At 54.2% G+C, this 15,560-nt stretch carries 6 protein-coding genes; 1 reads left to right on the plus strand and 5 read right to left on the minus strand.

Features of this window, described 5'->3' with window-relative positions; genetic code table 11:
- Nucleotides 1-107: 107 nt before the first annotated feature.
- Nucleotides 108-620, plus strand: coding sequence for a hypothetical protein (locus MKJ04_RS13965; protein ID WP_241642269.1), 513 nt, complete (start codon nucleotides 108-110; stop codon nucleotides 618-620).
- A gap of 184 nt (nucleotides 621-804) precedes the next feature.
- On the opposite strand, the gene MKJ04_RS22880 is transcribed toward MKJ04_RS13965, so the two are convergent.
- The 5 genes from MKJ04_RS22880 to MKJ04_RS13995 form a co-directional block, all read right to left on the minus strand.
- Entirely contained in the window at nucleotides 805-4,236 is a 3,432-nt protein-coding gene (locus MKJ04_RS22880; protein ID WP_317246718.1) for an RICIN domain-containing protein, read from the minus strand.
- A gap of 386 nt (nucleotides 4,237-4,622) precedes the next feature.
- The gene (locus MKJ04_RS13980; RefSeq protein ID WP_241642270.1) at nucleotides 4,623-7,487 is read right to left on the minus strand and encodes a glycoside hydrolase family 2 TIM barrel-domain containing protein; all 2,865 of its coding nucleotides are present in this window, start codon (nucleotides 7,485-7,487) and stop codon (nucleotides 4,623-4,625) included.
- Nucleotides 7,488-7,528: 41 nt separating this feature from the next.
- Nucleotides 7,529-9,961, minus strand: a complete 2,433-nt coding sequence (locus tag MKJ04_RS13985; RefSeq protein ID WP_241642271.1) for a glycosyl hydrolase family 95 catalytic domain-containing protein — start codon at nucleotides 9,959-9,961, stop codon at nucleotides 7,529-7,531.
- Between the two features lie 882 nt (nucleotides 9,962-10,843).
- Nucleotides 10,844-13,831 (minus strand): glycosyl hydrolase 115 family protein, encoded by a 2,988-nt coding sequence (locus tag MKJ04_RS13990; RefSeq protein ID WP_241642272.1) that lies wholly within the window; start codon nucleotides 13,829-13,831, stop codon nucleotides 10,844-10,846.
- A gap of 170 nt (nucleotides 13,832-14,001) precedes the next feature.
- Nucleotides 14,002-15,252 (minus strand): oligogalacturonate lyase family protein, encoded by a 1,251-nt coding sequence (locus MKJ04_RS13995; protein WP_241642273.1) that lies wholly within the window; start codon nucleotides 15,250-15,252, stop codon nucleotides 14,002-14,004.
- Nucleotides 15,253-15,560: the final 308 nt, after the last annotated feature.

The following is a 15,560-nucleotide window of genomic DNA, read 5'->3' on the forward strand; positions in this document are numbered from 1 at the left end:
ATCATAAGCTGAACTGGGGCACTTCTCAGCCTAAACTCACGTGCTGAAATATGCTTTTATTGTTTGCTCTGAATGTGGTACATTTAGTTTCATTACCATAAAACCGAATGAAGGTATTGCCCCTTACACTCTGCGCCATCCTACTGTCGTTTTCTGCGTTGGCCCAAAACCTATCACTCAGAAAGCTGAAGAAGCTTAGAAGGATGGATTCCGTTGAAATAGACCAGAAGCTGAAAAACAAGGGCTGGAGCTTTATATCCGATGCAAAGCCATCAGAAAAAATGATGGGGAAAGCCGTCTGGGCCTTTAACCCGACTGCCGAAGGCGCTGCTGCCTGGTGTGTTCTTTACTATTCTGATACAAGCCCCTCCCGTATTTTATACAATCTTTACGAAGGGAATTCCATTCAAAAGATTCAGAAGAAAATACGCCGACGCAACCCCCTACCTATCGCTGAGGGCCACACACTAAAAAGAGTAGAACAACTGGAATCCTATGCTGATTATCCTGTAAATGATACCGTGCTGCGGCTGTTGCATTACATACAACCGGGCGCTGACGGGGTTAAGATTTTCGATAAATCAGACTATTTAAAAGCTACAGAAAATGGCCGGCTATAATAAGTAATCGCGGAATTCGAAAGGATATAACGGTCTTAGCATTGTGTAATGTTATCAGAAAACCCTGTCTTGTAAATTCTGCTCTCCGCTTAACTCTTCCCGGTATAGGTATAAACAGGAAGGTCCCTGCTCATGATTTGACACACGAGCAGGGACCATCCTGTTTAGTAGCGGTGTTTAGCTTTTACCTGCTTTTTATCAGTTTAAACTGCTGCACCTGCCCCTTCGACATCACCTTGATCAGGTATAGCCCAGGCTTCAGGTCAGATCCTGTCTTGATGGACTGGTATGCACTGCCTTGTGCTACTTGCCGGCCTATCTGATCCCAGATCATATACGCAAAGGCACCTTCCGCTTCTATCACAAAATCGCTGGCAGTAGGGTTGGGGTAAACAACGGCGCTTGACATTTGCTGCACCTGATGCACTTCCGATACTGCAGTTACCATGCTACCGCTTGCCACAGCCAGACTAAACTGCTGGTTTTCGCCTCCGGTGTAGGCTGCCTGTTTCACATTCGCCCCGTCGGCTACAGAAGCGCCCAGCACCGTAAGGGACAGCCCGCTGTGCCTGTTCACAATGTTATAAGAGCCATTTTCCAACGCAATCAGGTTCCATTGCTGCCTGGCAGTTTCGGTATAGTCCCAGATCATCACATTGGATTCCTCGGAACCAACTTCCTCACCTTTAGCTCCTAAGGCGAGACCGCATTTGGTGTTGGTCAGGCGATAATACCCATCTCCCGTGCTACTGAGCTGCCATTGCTGCTGTGAGGTGATTCCGGCGGTGCGCTGTACCACATTTCCGTTACCGGAGTTGCCTGTGCAGGCTTTGTTCACATCCAACACCATCCCGCTGTGCAGCGCTGTCAGTATATAGCTGCTATTCTCCCACGTAGGGGTTGCCGCTGCTGCTTCAGAGTTAAACGCGCCCGTCGCGTCAGTCACTTTAATCCAGTACCAATACGTTACATCGTTTTGAGCGCTTTTGTCGGTATATGCCCTATCGTTGGCACTTACCGAAGCAATCCGCTCTCTGCCGTTAGGGTCTGCATCGGTGTCGCGTAAAATCTCCACGGCAACTACTCCCACAAAATTTTCCATGGTCCAGCTAAGGTCTACTTGCCTGTCGCTGCCCGAGGCAGCAAGCACCAGCTCTTTTTGTGGCGCAGCAGCTTTACTCTCCGGTGTGGCTGTGGCAGCCGCCGAGCCATGGTATTTGCCAGTCCAGTCCAGCACCTTCAGCCAATACCAGTAGGGTGTGCCGTTGGTTACGGTTTGGTCAGAGAACGCTGTATCGCCTGCTCCCACCGTGGCAATGCGACTTCTGCCGCTTGGGTTGGAGTCCGTATCCCTGAATATTTCAACGTGGCGGATGTCAACGTTTTCGATCACCCAGCTCAAATCCACTTTTCCATCATCTCCGGTGGCGGCAAGCTCTACTGAGGCAGGTTTAGGAGGCTCGACCACACCCTTTGGGGTTGCGCTGGCAGAAGCAGAGTTGACCACTTTCCCATTGGCATCAGATCCCTTTACCCAGTAATAGTACGTCGTGCCGTTTGTCAGACCCTCGTCTTCGTAGGATTTCACTATTCCGCCTAATTGGGCAATTCTGCTTCTGCCACTCGGATCGGGGTCGGTATCGCGGTATATCTCGACGTTTGTCATTTCAAATTTATGGGCCGACCAGCTTAAATAAGCTTTTGCATCGCCCCCGCTTGCAGAGAGGAATATCGAAGAAGTTTGCGTTCCGCTGTTTTGTACCAGCGCAATGGACGGTGTTGGCGGTGTCGCCATCCCCTCGCCCACGTAAAAACTCGTATGAGGCGGTTGGTTATACCCCACGTTCTGCCAGGCCACCGCCACCCGGTACTGCGGGTCGTGCATGAAGGTATAAAACCGGTGCTCTGTGGGGATGGTGGTGGTATACACGATCAGTTCCTCGTTGTTGTAGTGCCGGTAAATGATCTCTTCGCGCCAGTCGCCCAGGATGTCGGCACTTAAGCCCGGATTGGCCTTGGTGCCGTTGTTTTTATCAGCTCCGGTCTGGTACGCCGTCAGCAGCCTGCTTTTGGTGCCAGCCGTGTAATCCCATTTATCCAGCGTGGTGCCATCCAGAATCTCGCGCAGCAAGTCACCGTCCCACCAGTTGGCAAAATTCACGCTGGGCTTGGCCGTGGAAATCTGCTGTCCTGTAACCGTGTAAAGGCCTCCTGCAGATCCCCATGTTTCGTAGCCTTTGTGCCGCGGGTCGATGTCGGCGGTCAGGCCGCGCCCGATGTCGCCGGTGGCGGGCACGCCCCACAGCTTTTCGCCGGTGCGGGCATCGCGCAGCCAGAGCCCGTTGCCATCGTAAGCACTTTGGTCCTCGTGCGCTGTCCAGATTTCCAGGCCTGGCCGGTCCGGGTCCAGGTCGCCCACATGCATGGCATCGCCGTGTCCCAGCTCAGAGCTGTACAGCCCGGTGCCGTTGTCGTCCACGGTCATCGACCCAAAGATTACTTCATCCTTGCCGTCTCCGTCCACGTCCGCAATGCTTAGGCTGTGGTCGCCCTGCCCGGCGTACGCGCTGTTTCCGGGATTGTTGCTGTCAAACACCCAGCGTTGCGTCAGTTGTCCGTCGCGCCAGTCCCAGGCGGCCAGCACGGTGCGGGTATAGTAGCCCCTGGTCATGAGCAGGCTCGGGCGCTGCCCGTCGAAATAGCCCACACCAGCCAGAAAGCGGTCCACGCGGTTTCCGTAGTTATCGCCCCAATCAGACACGTTTCCTCGGGCGGGCACATAGTCGGCGGAGGCCATGGCCGCGCCCGTCTCGCCGTTGAAAACAGTCAGGAACTCGGGGCCAGAGAGGATATAGCCATACGGGGTGCGGTGGTCGGCGGTGGGGTTGCCCAGCACGGTACCGATTCCGTCCACGGTGCCGTCTGACGTCCGGAAGGCCACTTCCGCCTTGCCGTCGCTATCCAGGTCATACACCATAAACTGGGTATAATGCGCCCCGGCGCGTATGTTCTTGCCCAGGTCGATGCGCCACAGTTGGGTGCCGTTCATTTTGTAGGCGTCGATGTATACGTTGCCCGTGTAACCGCTCTGCGAGTTGTCCTTCGAGTTGGAGGGGTCCCACTTCAGGATGACCTCATACTCGCCGTCGCCATCCAGGTCGCCCACGCTACAGTCGTTAGGGCTGTAGGTAAAGGCTACGCCGTCGGGGGTGGTGCCGCCCGCGGGCCGTTGCAGCGGGATGCGCAGCTGCGCCTCGGCCCATACAGAGGCCGGGGCCGAAGCCGCCTGCTCTGCTCCGGCCAGCACCGGGCGAACGGTATAGATTTCGTTGGCGCTTGTCTGGTCGGTAAAGTTGGTGGCCGCGGTTATGGGCGTGGTGTTGACTTTGGTGGCCCCACGGTACAGGTTGAAGGCGATGTCGTTGGGGTCTGTGCCCAGCATGCGCCAGCTCACAAATACCTGGCTGCTGCTCGTCCGGACGGCCACGAGGCCGCGGCCCAGGTTCTCCATGTTCCGCTGCGCAAACGCAGCCGACACAAAGAGCAGCAGGAGTATCAGCAATCCGTATTTTTTGCTACTAAAAGATGGATGTGGGGAGTGTAAAGTAATTTTCATGCAGTAATTTTTTTTGACTTGAAAAGATTTTTTCTGAGTAACCTGGCCCAATCACCACGCATTATCCACCTCACTACCAGCAATTACACCTTCACAATGTATCCATTCAGTTACAGCCTGTTATCCTGTGGCATCCTGTATGCGCCTGTATTTATAAGCCGAAAAACTTCCCTTGAGGAATTCCTTTTTGATCTAAAGCAGAAGGCGCATCTTGTGGGATGCGCCTTCTGCTTTTTCACTGTATGAGCTGCCTGCTTTAATTCGTTTTATTATACCCCTATCAACAAAATGCTGTTAGATGAGTGATTGCAGCACCGGTATAAAATGACCTACACCTCCCAAGAGGGGAATACCGCCTACACAAAACAGGGTATGATTACCTGCTCTTAAAACAGTTCGTCTTTCACGGGGCGGCTGAATTGCTCTGGGGCAGAGTCATATGCCTCTGGCAGGCCGAAGTAAAAGTAAAGCGTGCGTTTGATCGGGCCGTTCACCTTGTTCATCTCGCCAAGCGGGCCGAGGTTACGGGTGTTGCTGCTGATGTTCAGGGCCAGTTTGGTACCCAGGGGCGGAATGTTGTCCAGGAATGAGATGTTGCCGGTTGGCAGCGTTGGATGCGGCTTCGCACCCGACAGCCCGTAAAAATCGAGGCGGCGCACGTACAGGTCATCCTCTTTGCTGGCCACCAGAAACTTACCCTCCACGGTGTTAAACTCCATCCAGGTCACGTCGGCGAAATAGCCTTTAAACTCCGGGTAAATCCAGGGGGCGCTGCCGGTATGGGTGTCGTTGTAGGCGTTCTCCCATACCCCAAGTTCCACACCCTGCTCCCGGTTTTTCCAGACGCGGTAAGGGCCTCTGCCCAGCCATTTTGCGCTAATCACAAAGTTCTCGGGGTAGGTAAAACTGATGCCGGTAAACTGATAGTCGCCGTTCAGGCTGTATGCATACTCCAGGCTCAGCCAGCCGCTCGGGTGCATCTTCCATTTGGCGTATTTCATGTCGCCGGTATACTGCACTTCCACCACGTGGCCATCGCTATCGGCGTAGTGCTTTACGCTGGCAACCGAAGATGTGCCAGCCACCATTACAGGGCCATTGCCAAAAGAAAGGTTCTTGCTTTTGGTGTTGGTCAGCTCCGAGATGGTGCCTTTTTTCTTGTTGAGTTTCACACCGATCTCGCCACCCTTCAGCGTAATAGTCGAGTCGGTTTCGGTCACCTCCACGCTGCTTTTGCCTTTTAGCGCCACAAGGCCATCCAGCAGTGTCTCGTTGTTTTTCGTGTTCCAGCTCCAGGTATAAAGCAGTTCCTGGTGCGGGTCAAACGCCGACAGCAGGAGCACGTCATAGTTTTTCCAGTCGGCGGGCAGGGTCAGTTTCAGATTGCCTTTCGCAACGGGCGCCAGAGCCGGACCAGCCCCGGTTCCCTGCTTCCGGATGGCATACCCCGTGGCGTTATCGCCTGGCTTGGGGTAATCGGCCAGCTGCCACTGAAACGTGCACTGGTTGAGGTTGGTGAAGTGGAAGCGGTTCTCTACCGGAATCACGCCGTTAAAATCTGCCGGTAGTTTGTCCAGTTTGATGTGCACCGGCGAGTAAATCTCTTTGATGGCAAAGAAGCTTCCCTCCTTTTCGCGGTGCGGCCCCATCAGGCCATCAGGCGCGTTCACCCGGTTCACGTCGATGATGCCGTTCTGGTCGGTGCGCACCACGCCTTCATCGGTCAGATCCCAGAGAAAGCCGCCCGCACCCAGTTTCGAGTTCCAGTGCAGTTCCCAGAAATCGGCCAGCGAAGTACCGCCCCCGCCATCGTCCTGGGAGTGTAGAAACTCGGTGGGCATGTAGATGTTCGGGCCTTCCAGCAGTTTTTTGGTGCTGTAGTAGTCTTCGTAATGGTTACAGTCGATGCCGTTGAATTCATTGCCCGGGCGGTGGTGGGCATGTATGACCGGGCGCTTCGAGAGGTCGTAAAAATGATAGTCGTCGTCCAGTTCCTTGTTGTGGCCGCCTTCGTTTCCGTTGCTCCAGAAGATGATGGACGGGTGGTTGGCATCTCGGATCGTCATTTCCTTCACGAGCGGTGCCCCGGCCTCGGTGCTGTAGGCATTCTGCCAGCCGGCCAACTCATCCAGCACATACAAACCCAGCGAGTCGCAGAGTTGCAGAAAGCTTTTGTCCGGCGGATAGTGTGAGCAGCGCACGGCGTTCATGTTCATTTCCTTCATCAGCTTCACGTCCATCAGGTCGATTTTGGCGTTGACCGAGCGGCCCGTTTCCGGCCACCATACGTGGCGGTTCACGCCCTTCATCTTGATCTTGGTGCCGTTGAGGTATATCCCGTCGCCCCCCCGGATCTCGATGGTCCGGAAACCGAACTTGCCTGTGGTCTGGTACAGCGTTTTCCGGCCAGCTTTGATGGACGTGCGCACGCTGTATAAATTCGGGGTTTCAGCGGTCCACTGCAGCGGGTTTGGCACGTTGGTTTGGAGGTTCACCATAGTGTCCGCACCAGCGATCGTGGCTTTTCCGGTGCTTACTACCTTGCCCTTGGCATCCAGAATCTCGGCCACCACCTCATGTTTTGCCTGCGGATTTTTCAGGTGCACGTTCATCGAGAAGGCACCATTCGCTTTCGCGTCGATGGCCGTGAACGCGATGTGCTCCTGCGGGAAAGCCTCGAGGTATACCGGCCTGAAAATGCCGCCGAAAATCCAGTAATCGGCCAGGCGTTCGGCGTTGTTCACCGACGGGGCGGCCGACATCTTGCTCACCGTCACTTCCAGCAGGTTCTCTTTGCCATACTCCAGTTTATCGCTGATGTTATACCTGAACTCATAGAACGCGCCCTGGTGGATCGGGCCAGCGGGCTTGCCGTTCACCTTCACCTCTGTGTCGGTCATGGAGCCCTCAAACACGATGTATACATCCTGCCCTTTCCAGTTGGCGGGCACCTGAAAGCGGTGCTTATACATGCCCTTCTCATCGGCAAAGCGGAAATTCTTGCCATAGGTCACATAGTCGCGACCATAGTTGTAGGTGCCAAACCCCTGCTGCTCCCAATGCGAGGGCACCTGAATCTGCGTCCAGTTACCGCTCTTCCGGCCGCCAGTCACCTGGAAGTCCCAGGCTACCGTGTTTTCGTTGTCGGTACCGGAGAGATATTTCACCTGGCGCTTGTCTGGCCCTTTGGCGTAGGCCGCTGCCATATCCAGCAGCAGGAAACTGAGCAATAGAAGTCTTCTGAGAAACATAAAATAGCGGGTCTTTTGAGGCGTGTTTTAGTTATGAAGTTTTATTTCACGACCAATTCATACCTCATTCCGGGTTTGGTTTTGAAGGTGGTGAGGTACTGTGTCTGGTCGTATAGCTGGGTTGGTGAACTGGTGGATTTTGTCTTTTTCACCCGCACTTTTTCATGCGTGCGGAGGGTACATTCGCCGCCTGTTTTTGAGGTGATGAAGGCCTGGGTCAGTTTGCCGTCCTTCCAGGTCATGTCTACCTCGAAAGCGCCTCTTGCCAGAAGCCCTTTCACGTGGCCGTCCTTCCAGGCGGTTGGCAGGGCGGGCAAAAGCTGTACTTCGCTTAGGTGGCTCTGCAACAGCATTTCGGCCACTCCGGCGGTCGCCCCGAAATTGCCGTCGATCTGGAACGGCGGGTGCGTGTCGAAGAGGTTGTTGAGAGTGGAGGTCTTGAGCAGCTCCTGGTACATTTTGTAGGCATGGTCGCCGTCGAGCAAGCGGGCCCAGAAGTTTATTTTCCAGGCTTTGCTCCAGCCGGTGCCGCCATCGCCGCGCATTTCCAGCGTTTCCCGGCTGGCTTCGGCCAGTTTTGCGTCCAGCAGCGGCGAGATTTCCCGCCCCGGGTGCAGGCCGAACAGGTGGGAGACATGGCGGTGCTCGGGGTCCTCATCCTCCCAATCGCCATACCACTCCACCAGGTTTCCTTTGCGGCCCACTTTCAACGGACTCAGCATGTTGCGCTTCTCTTTCAGCATCGCGGCATAGGGCTGGTCTATACCCAAAATCTCGCTGGCCTCAATCATGTTCGTGAACAGGTCCCAGATAATCTCCATATCCATGGCCGAGGCGATGGTCACGGTGCCTTTCGTGCCGTTGGGCAGAATGTATACATTTTCGGGGGAGGTGGAGGGTGCCGTGATCAGGTGGCCGTCTTTTTCTACCAGCCAGTCTAAGGCAAATGCTGTAGCGCCTTTCATCAGCGGGTAGGCGGTCTCACGCAGGTAGGCTTTATCCTGCGTGAAGCGGTAATGCTCGTACAAATGCTGGCTCAGCCAGGGGCTCCCCAGCAACCAGTTGGCCCATTTCGGGTCGCCGCTTCCCTCTCCCACCGGGTTCGTTTGCGACCAGATGTCCGAATTATGATGCACGGCCCAGCCATCCATGTTATAGTAATTTTGCGCGGTAGCCTCGCCGTTTTTCGCCATCCGTTTGATGTGTTCGAGCAGCGGCTGCGTCATTTCCGACAGGTTGGTCATCTCGGCGGGCCAGTAGTTCATCTGCAGGTTGATGTTGGTGGTAAAATTGCTGCGCCAGGGAGGCCGGATGTTCTGGTTCCAGATGCCCTGCAGGTTTGCCGGTATACCGCCGGGGCGTGAGGAGGAGATGAGCAGGTAGCGCCCGAACTGAAAATACAGCTCTTCGAGGTATGGATCGGCCTGCCCTTTCTGGTACGCCGCCAGCCGCTTGTCTGTCGGCATGTCGGAGCCCGCCTGGTTGGCCAGAGAAAGCGATACCCGGTTGAAGAACTGCTGATAATCCTGCACATGCGCCTTTTTCAGGGCATCGAAGCCTTTGGGTTCGGCGGCCCGCAAGTAGTCCGTCGCCAGTTTGGCTTCGTCTTTCCCCTCGCTGTCCGGGCATTTGTCATACCCGTTAAAGCTGGTAGCCCCGGAGATATACAGCACCGCCTCCGTCGCGTTGGAAATGGTCAGCACGCTGTCAGAAGTAATCACGGTTCCGTCCGGCGACACGGCTTTTACTCGAAACTGAAAGCGCATGCCCTTGCAGTGCAGACTGTCAGTATACACCAACGGCTTGGGCCTTCGGTTCTCGTCGTTGGTTATGCGGGCTTTTCCTTTCAGCACCAGTTCGTTGTCGGAAGTAATTTGCCGCTGAAAAGCGAGTTCGTGGTTCACACCCACGGTAAAATTCAGGGCTTTTGCCTTGTCTGCTTTCAGCCGGATCACCATCACCTGGTCCGGGGCTGAGGCGAACATCTCGCGGGTATAGGTCACGCCTCCCGCGGTAAAACGCGTGGTAGCGGTGGCCTCGTCAATGTTTAAGTCGCGGTAGTAATTGGTGGGTGTACCGTCGTAGGTTTGGTTTAAGCGCAGGTCGCCCAGCGGCTGATACATTTCGGTGTCTGGCCCCTGCATCTTGCGCAGCAGCCGCACGGCCTCCCCAATATTGTCTTTATACAGTTCCTCCCTGACGGGCTGCAGGTACTGCGGTGCTTCCGGGTTGGGGTTTAAGTCCACGGGGCCGCCAGTCCACAGCGTTTCCTCGTTCAGCTGGATCAGCTCGTTGCCCGGCCTCCCGAAGATCATCGCGCCCAGCCGCCCGTTCCCGATCGGGAGGGCTTCGTTCCAGTCTTTTGCCGGCTGGCTGTACCACAGCACGTGCTTTTGCTGCTGTCCGAGGCAGGAGCCTGCGCTAAGTAAACATACAAGAAGGTATAGGAGGAACTGTTTTTCTTTTCGATGCATGCGGACGATGTATGAAGCTTCCAGAGTGGCGTAGTGCCTGAATATCAAAAATACGAGCTTCTGCTTAAGAAACTATCCTGCTCTATCTTGCTATGTGTGTGACCATCGGTGAAGTATATGCAAGCTGTAGAAAACTTATCATCCTGCTTTACCCACCTCTCTCGTGAGCAAGGCTATTTTGTGCTGAATAAACTTCTATCATTATAGAATGGATTTTGCGCTTTGAAGTATTTTCTGCAGTGTTTACTATCTGCTGTTACAAAATGCCCTCTTTTGTCCCCCTTTGAAGGTAGGGCCGTTAAGTTCTAAGAATTTGCACCATGTCTTCACGTAAAGATTTAATATAGCAGAAAAACGATTCTCCCCTTGAGGGGAGTTAGAGGGGTGTTTGCTCTTTGCGGAAGGTTATTTTCGCTGGCTTTACACCCCTGCGGTCCCCTCAAGGGGACAATTTTCGTTAGAACTTAACGGCCCTACCCTTTGTAGGGGGTTAGGGGATGACACTCCCTGCGGACATTCATATGTGTGGTATTTTAGAAGCTGTTTCTCATCAAGCAAGAGCAGAAAGGGTTCTTCCGGCCGCCTTTCATCCCCCTGCCCCCTTCTTCTTAGAGGGCCCCTACCCCCAAGGGGGACTTTTACGAACTGCACGGCTCTCTTGCATAACAGCAGATTTGACTGTGCAAAATATGTTTGATAGTGGGGTCTAACTGCTCTTCAAGAAAAGTAAGGATATGCCTCAGTATTCATGAAGTTCGTGATTTTGGAGCCTGCGCCATGGATATGCGTATCGATCAATTGATATTGGTATAAAATTACAGAAACCTTGGGGTATGGATTCGCCGTTAGACTGCTCCAGTTGCCGCACTGCGCAACGACGAGCTAATTCACTATCTGCGTTTGCTTTTTGGTTTCCGGTATGGTAGAATAGGCCTTTTTCAATCCGCCCAGGTCAATCGTGATCTTGTCGAGTAGAACACCGGGGTCGATCAGGTATATTTTCAGGACATGCTTTCCCGTGCCTATTCGCTGATACGTTAGCCGCCGCTCGGCACTGTTCCGCAGCACGTTTTCCTTCCACTCCTCGCTTCTGCCGAAGGTCTGGAAATCCACGACTTCTACAGGTCCGTCGTCAATGGAAACCGCGTAGCGCATGCCGTGGGCTTTGGTAACCGGATGGGTGGGCAGCGTGGAAACCGTGATGGTTGGCGCAGCGGCAGTGAGGGTATAAAAATCATAGGCGACAAACGGCGCATGCTCTTTCACGCTTTCGGTTTCCCCTACAGGTTTAACCTCCAGCGGAAGCGCCATCAGGGCTTTGCCGGTATGGCCAAGCCCTTCCACCAGTTCCCAGCCTTTTGACTGTTTGTCCGTTTTGCGACTAAAGTTTTCTGCAAAGATGGAGACATAGCCGTTGCTCTCCGCAAAGCCTTCATATGCGGCAAACGCAGGGTCCGCCGGCTTTACCGCCTTCACCGCTACTCTGTAAGTTTTGCCTGCCCCTTTTAGGGTGATGTATCCGGTAGCTTCCTGCCGCTGGGAGATTTTGCTCCAGTCCACAGAAACCCAAATGCGTTGCTCTTTTTTTCCGAAGTCCGACGACAGCTTTCCGCGCTGCTCGGATAGGGTTATCCATTTCGCTGAGGAAGTTGCCCTCCATACAACCGGCTCGCTGCCCGTCAGGAACACATCCACAAAGTACCGCGGGCTGCCCCATGCATTGAAGGCGGGCAGGGCCAGGCCCTGGCGATCGACCAGCGAAGCATCTGCTGTAGCAAAGCCTTCCGGCGCTACGGCCCATATGCCAGTGCCATTTATGGAGTTCGCAGGCAGCACTGGTTTCTGGTACACAGGCAGGTTGCGCGGCGCCATCGACATCATGCCGTTCCATTTGCCGTTCGCCAGCTGGCGGTTATAGTAATCCGTCTCCGCTACAATGCTGTCATAGGCCTGGCTGGACAGTTGCGCGTAATCGGTGGCACTGGCCCGGTTTTGCAAGTTGTATAAGTGGCTTTTGTCGCGGAACAGGAATTTCTTGTTCATGAGCGAGGCCCCGACCACCGGGTAGTATACCAGCTCATAAAAGGCATCCGCATCTTTGGCGCTGATCTGGCGGCGCATTTCCTTTACCTGCTTTTCCAGGGCCTCATACCTGTCAAGGCGTCTTTGCGCCTCATCGCCGTAGTAGAAATGATTGTAGGCCGTAAAAGCGGTGGGCGTGGTGGGCTCTGTTCGGCTCCAGCCCATAAACTCCGGCCTGCGCTCAAACGCCAGGTCATAATACTCCCACAACACATCATGGATCAGCGCGGCCTGCTCTCCTCCAAATATATCTTCCACCCACTGCCTCAAATGCCTTTTCACGGCACCGCTTTCCTGAAAGCCCCTGGCATTGTAGGCCATGTCCAGGAACAGCTCGATGTTGTATTCCAGCGGTTTTATATCCCCCACATTCAGCACCCACAGCCGGTCAGCCTTCATGTGGTAGGCTTTCATCATTTCCTCACCAATCAGGGAGGGGTGCGTGGAACTGAGCCAGAGGTAGTCGTGGGGGCGGCCCCAGTAGGAGGCATGGTAGTATACCCCCGAACCGCCGCTGCGGCGCTGCTCCTCCGGGTTACTCAGCCGATGGATGTAGCCGTAGTTATCGTCGGGCCATACCAGCGTGATGTCTTCTGGCAGTTTCAGGCCCTGGTCATATATATCCAGCACTTCTTTGTAAGCCGTGAAAGCTTGCGGAACAGCGGACACATTGCTGTTTATATGTTTTTGCAGCATACCTCTTTGGTCCGCTATAGTCTGCTGCAGCATGGTAGCAGCCTCCGATGCGTTTTTGGCGCCCCTCATACCGCTGTCGTGTACGCCCCGCATGCCCATGGTATAGATGGCCTCCAGATCACTGGATTCTCTTACCCGCTTCTCCCAGTAATCCTGCACAGCGTTTTTGTTGTTGAAATAGTCGAAGTCTCCCATCGCTTTCTCATGCCACTCGCCCACGTTGTTGCGCAGCATCGGCTCGGCATGCGACGTGCCCACCAGGATGGCATAGGCGTCGGCCGTTTGGGGGTTTCCGGGATAATGAAAGAAGGCTTTGGTGCTGGGGTGCATGGCGGGCCAGATCAGGTTGGCTTTCAGTCGAAGCAGCAGCTCAAAGATTCGGGCATAGGTGTTCGGGCCGATGTCCTTGATGTCCGTGTCCATGTTTTGGGCGGCCCACGGCTGAAGCCCCCAGTCTTCGTCGTTCAGGAAGATGCCCCGGTATTTAACTGATGGCGGCCCCTGCACCAGCGCGCCTGGCGTGATATATAAATCAGCTTGCTGCTTTGGCTTCACGTCTGCCCACCAGTGCCAGGGCGACACACCCAACCGGCGCGACAGCTCGAACACCCCGAACGCCGTTCCCCGACGGTCGCTGCCGGCAATCACCAGGGCTTTCTCCACTTTGTCGGAAGGGTTGTTCACCACGGTGATGCTGAAGCTTTCCCATTTCCCCTCGATGCCACGGACATCCAGTTTCTGCTTTTTAACGAGTTGGTCTATCAAGCCAGACTGACTAATTGTGCCGATGATAACTGGAAAACCAGAAATATCCTCCCAACTGCTATCGTTCCTTACCGTTGCCTTTACCCCGGTTATACCTCGGATGTCCTCGCTGAAGGCCGCTGCCGCAAGGTGTACCACCTCCGCATCCTGCGCGTCTGTATAAACAGGCGCTGCTTTGGCCGCATGGGCCAGCGGGAAAACATCGGGCGAATACGCAGCAGTAACTTTGATTTGGCCGCTCGAGAGCTGCTGCGCCTGAAGTGGGTAGCCTGCCAGGCAAAAGATAAAAACGAAGCGTAGAGCTATGTTGGGCTTTTTAATTCGCATAGTTGAAATCCTTCATATGCGCGTGTATGTGTCTGTTGCCTTGAATCGTAGTAACCTTACTTTTATCCTTTTTAAAGGAGACTAAAATAAAGCAAAGCAGGAGCAGCAGGCACAGAACCGGGTTTCTCATGATTTAGGTTTATCCTTAAAATTAATTCTTTTCACCCTCACTATTTTTGCTTTGCCCGCTGTTGCTTCTTGCTCTTTTCTATCTCCACGGCATACACCTGGCTCTCGCCCTCAAAGTTGGCCCGGAAGATGACCCACTTGCCGTCCGGCGAGAAATGCACGTTGGGCTCCAGTTTGTAGTAGTGGTGCTTCATGTTCACCAAACGCTCTGACTTCAGCTGGTTGCCAAGTGGCCGGAACAGATAGATCCACATGCCGTCCGTTGCTTTGGCTACCTGCCCGGGGTCCCCGCCGTCACCGGCAAACAGCTGCTGGTCCGGCGAAACGTTAAAGTGGATGGACCACTCGTTCCGCTCCAACTGGTACTGTTTTTCCTTGCCTGTTTCCACGTCTGCGCCGGTCAGGTAGAAGGTCTTGCCGCGCGGCACCTGTTGGTCAAACCAGATCGTTTTGCCGTCCGGGCTAAAGAACTCATGCCCCGCAATCTCCCCTTCTACAGTGCGCGTGTGCATTTTCTTCACCGCGCCGCTTTGCATGTCATACGTCCAGATGCGGTCTACTTTATGCCAGGGGCCTTCGTGGCAGAACATAAGCAGGTCGGGGTTGGTGGGCGAGAACTGGATATGCCCCAGCCAGGTGTTCTCTTGGTGTATCTCCTGCATCTTGCCTGTCTCAAGGTGTATGGTGAACAGGGTATGCGGAATGTTGGCGTCGAAAATGCGGTTGAAGTAGTCGCTTTTCTCGGGATATTGTGCGTAGATCGCGTCTTTCTCGGGACCGGCGAAGCTGCCAGCCAATAAAGTCTCGTCGGCGTTGAGCGTGGAGATGCTTCCTTTGACATCCTCCGGGAAAACATACACCAGGCGTGTCTTCCTGGTATCGGTGTTGGTGGCGAACACACTGTCGCGGCTCTGGTAAAAAGCCTCCCTCAGCTTTCGGGCAATGATCTCCCCTTTTTTCTCGGATGCGTTGTCCGTCAGCTGTTCCGTTTTCAGCGTCTTCAGGTTAACGGTATAGAGCTGCTTGTTCCCCCTGGCATCGGTGCTGTAGTAAACCATCTTGTCGCCCTCGTTCCCGCTCTGCTTCAGAAACGGGTTGTTGTGGAAGTAGAAGCTGGCGTTGCTCCCCTCGTTCCGCGACAGGCGCACCACTTTATGCCCCGTGTCTTTGTCTATCCACTCCGGAGGCATGGGCTTGGCGGCACCTGTTTCCAGCACCTGCTGCGCAGTGGCATATAAACACCCGAAGGAGAGCTGCATGCCCACTAAAACTGAAACGACTTTATTTTTCATACCTCTTTTTTGTTAAGAGCATGTTCAATATCCATCCTTTGGAGGCGAAATTCAACAATGCGCTGATACGCGGCTATATTGCCCTGCTATAATTTCATACTGCGCGGCATAGTACCCGACCAATTCAATTACCAGAATTAGCTTTTGTTTTTAGATGCAGGACTTTCGCATCTAATCGAAACACGGCACGAAAGCAGCCTGCCGTTGTTGTGTGTTCTCACCAACAACTTGTTGGTGAGAACACACAAAAAACGCCGCAGTTGGGAAGTACGGAGGTGGAAAGAAACAGCGGTTATTACACAATTATA

Source organism: Pontibacter sp. E15-1, assembly GCF_022601975.1.
Lineage (GTDB): Bacteria > Bacteroidota > Bacteroidia > Cytophagales > Hymenobacteraceae > Pontibacter.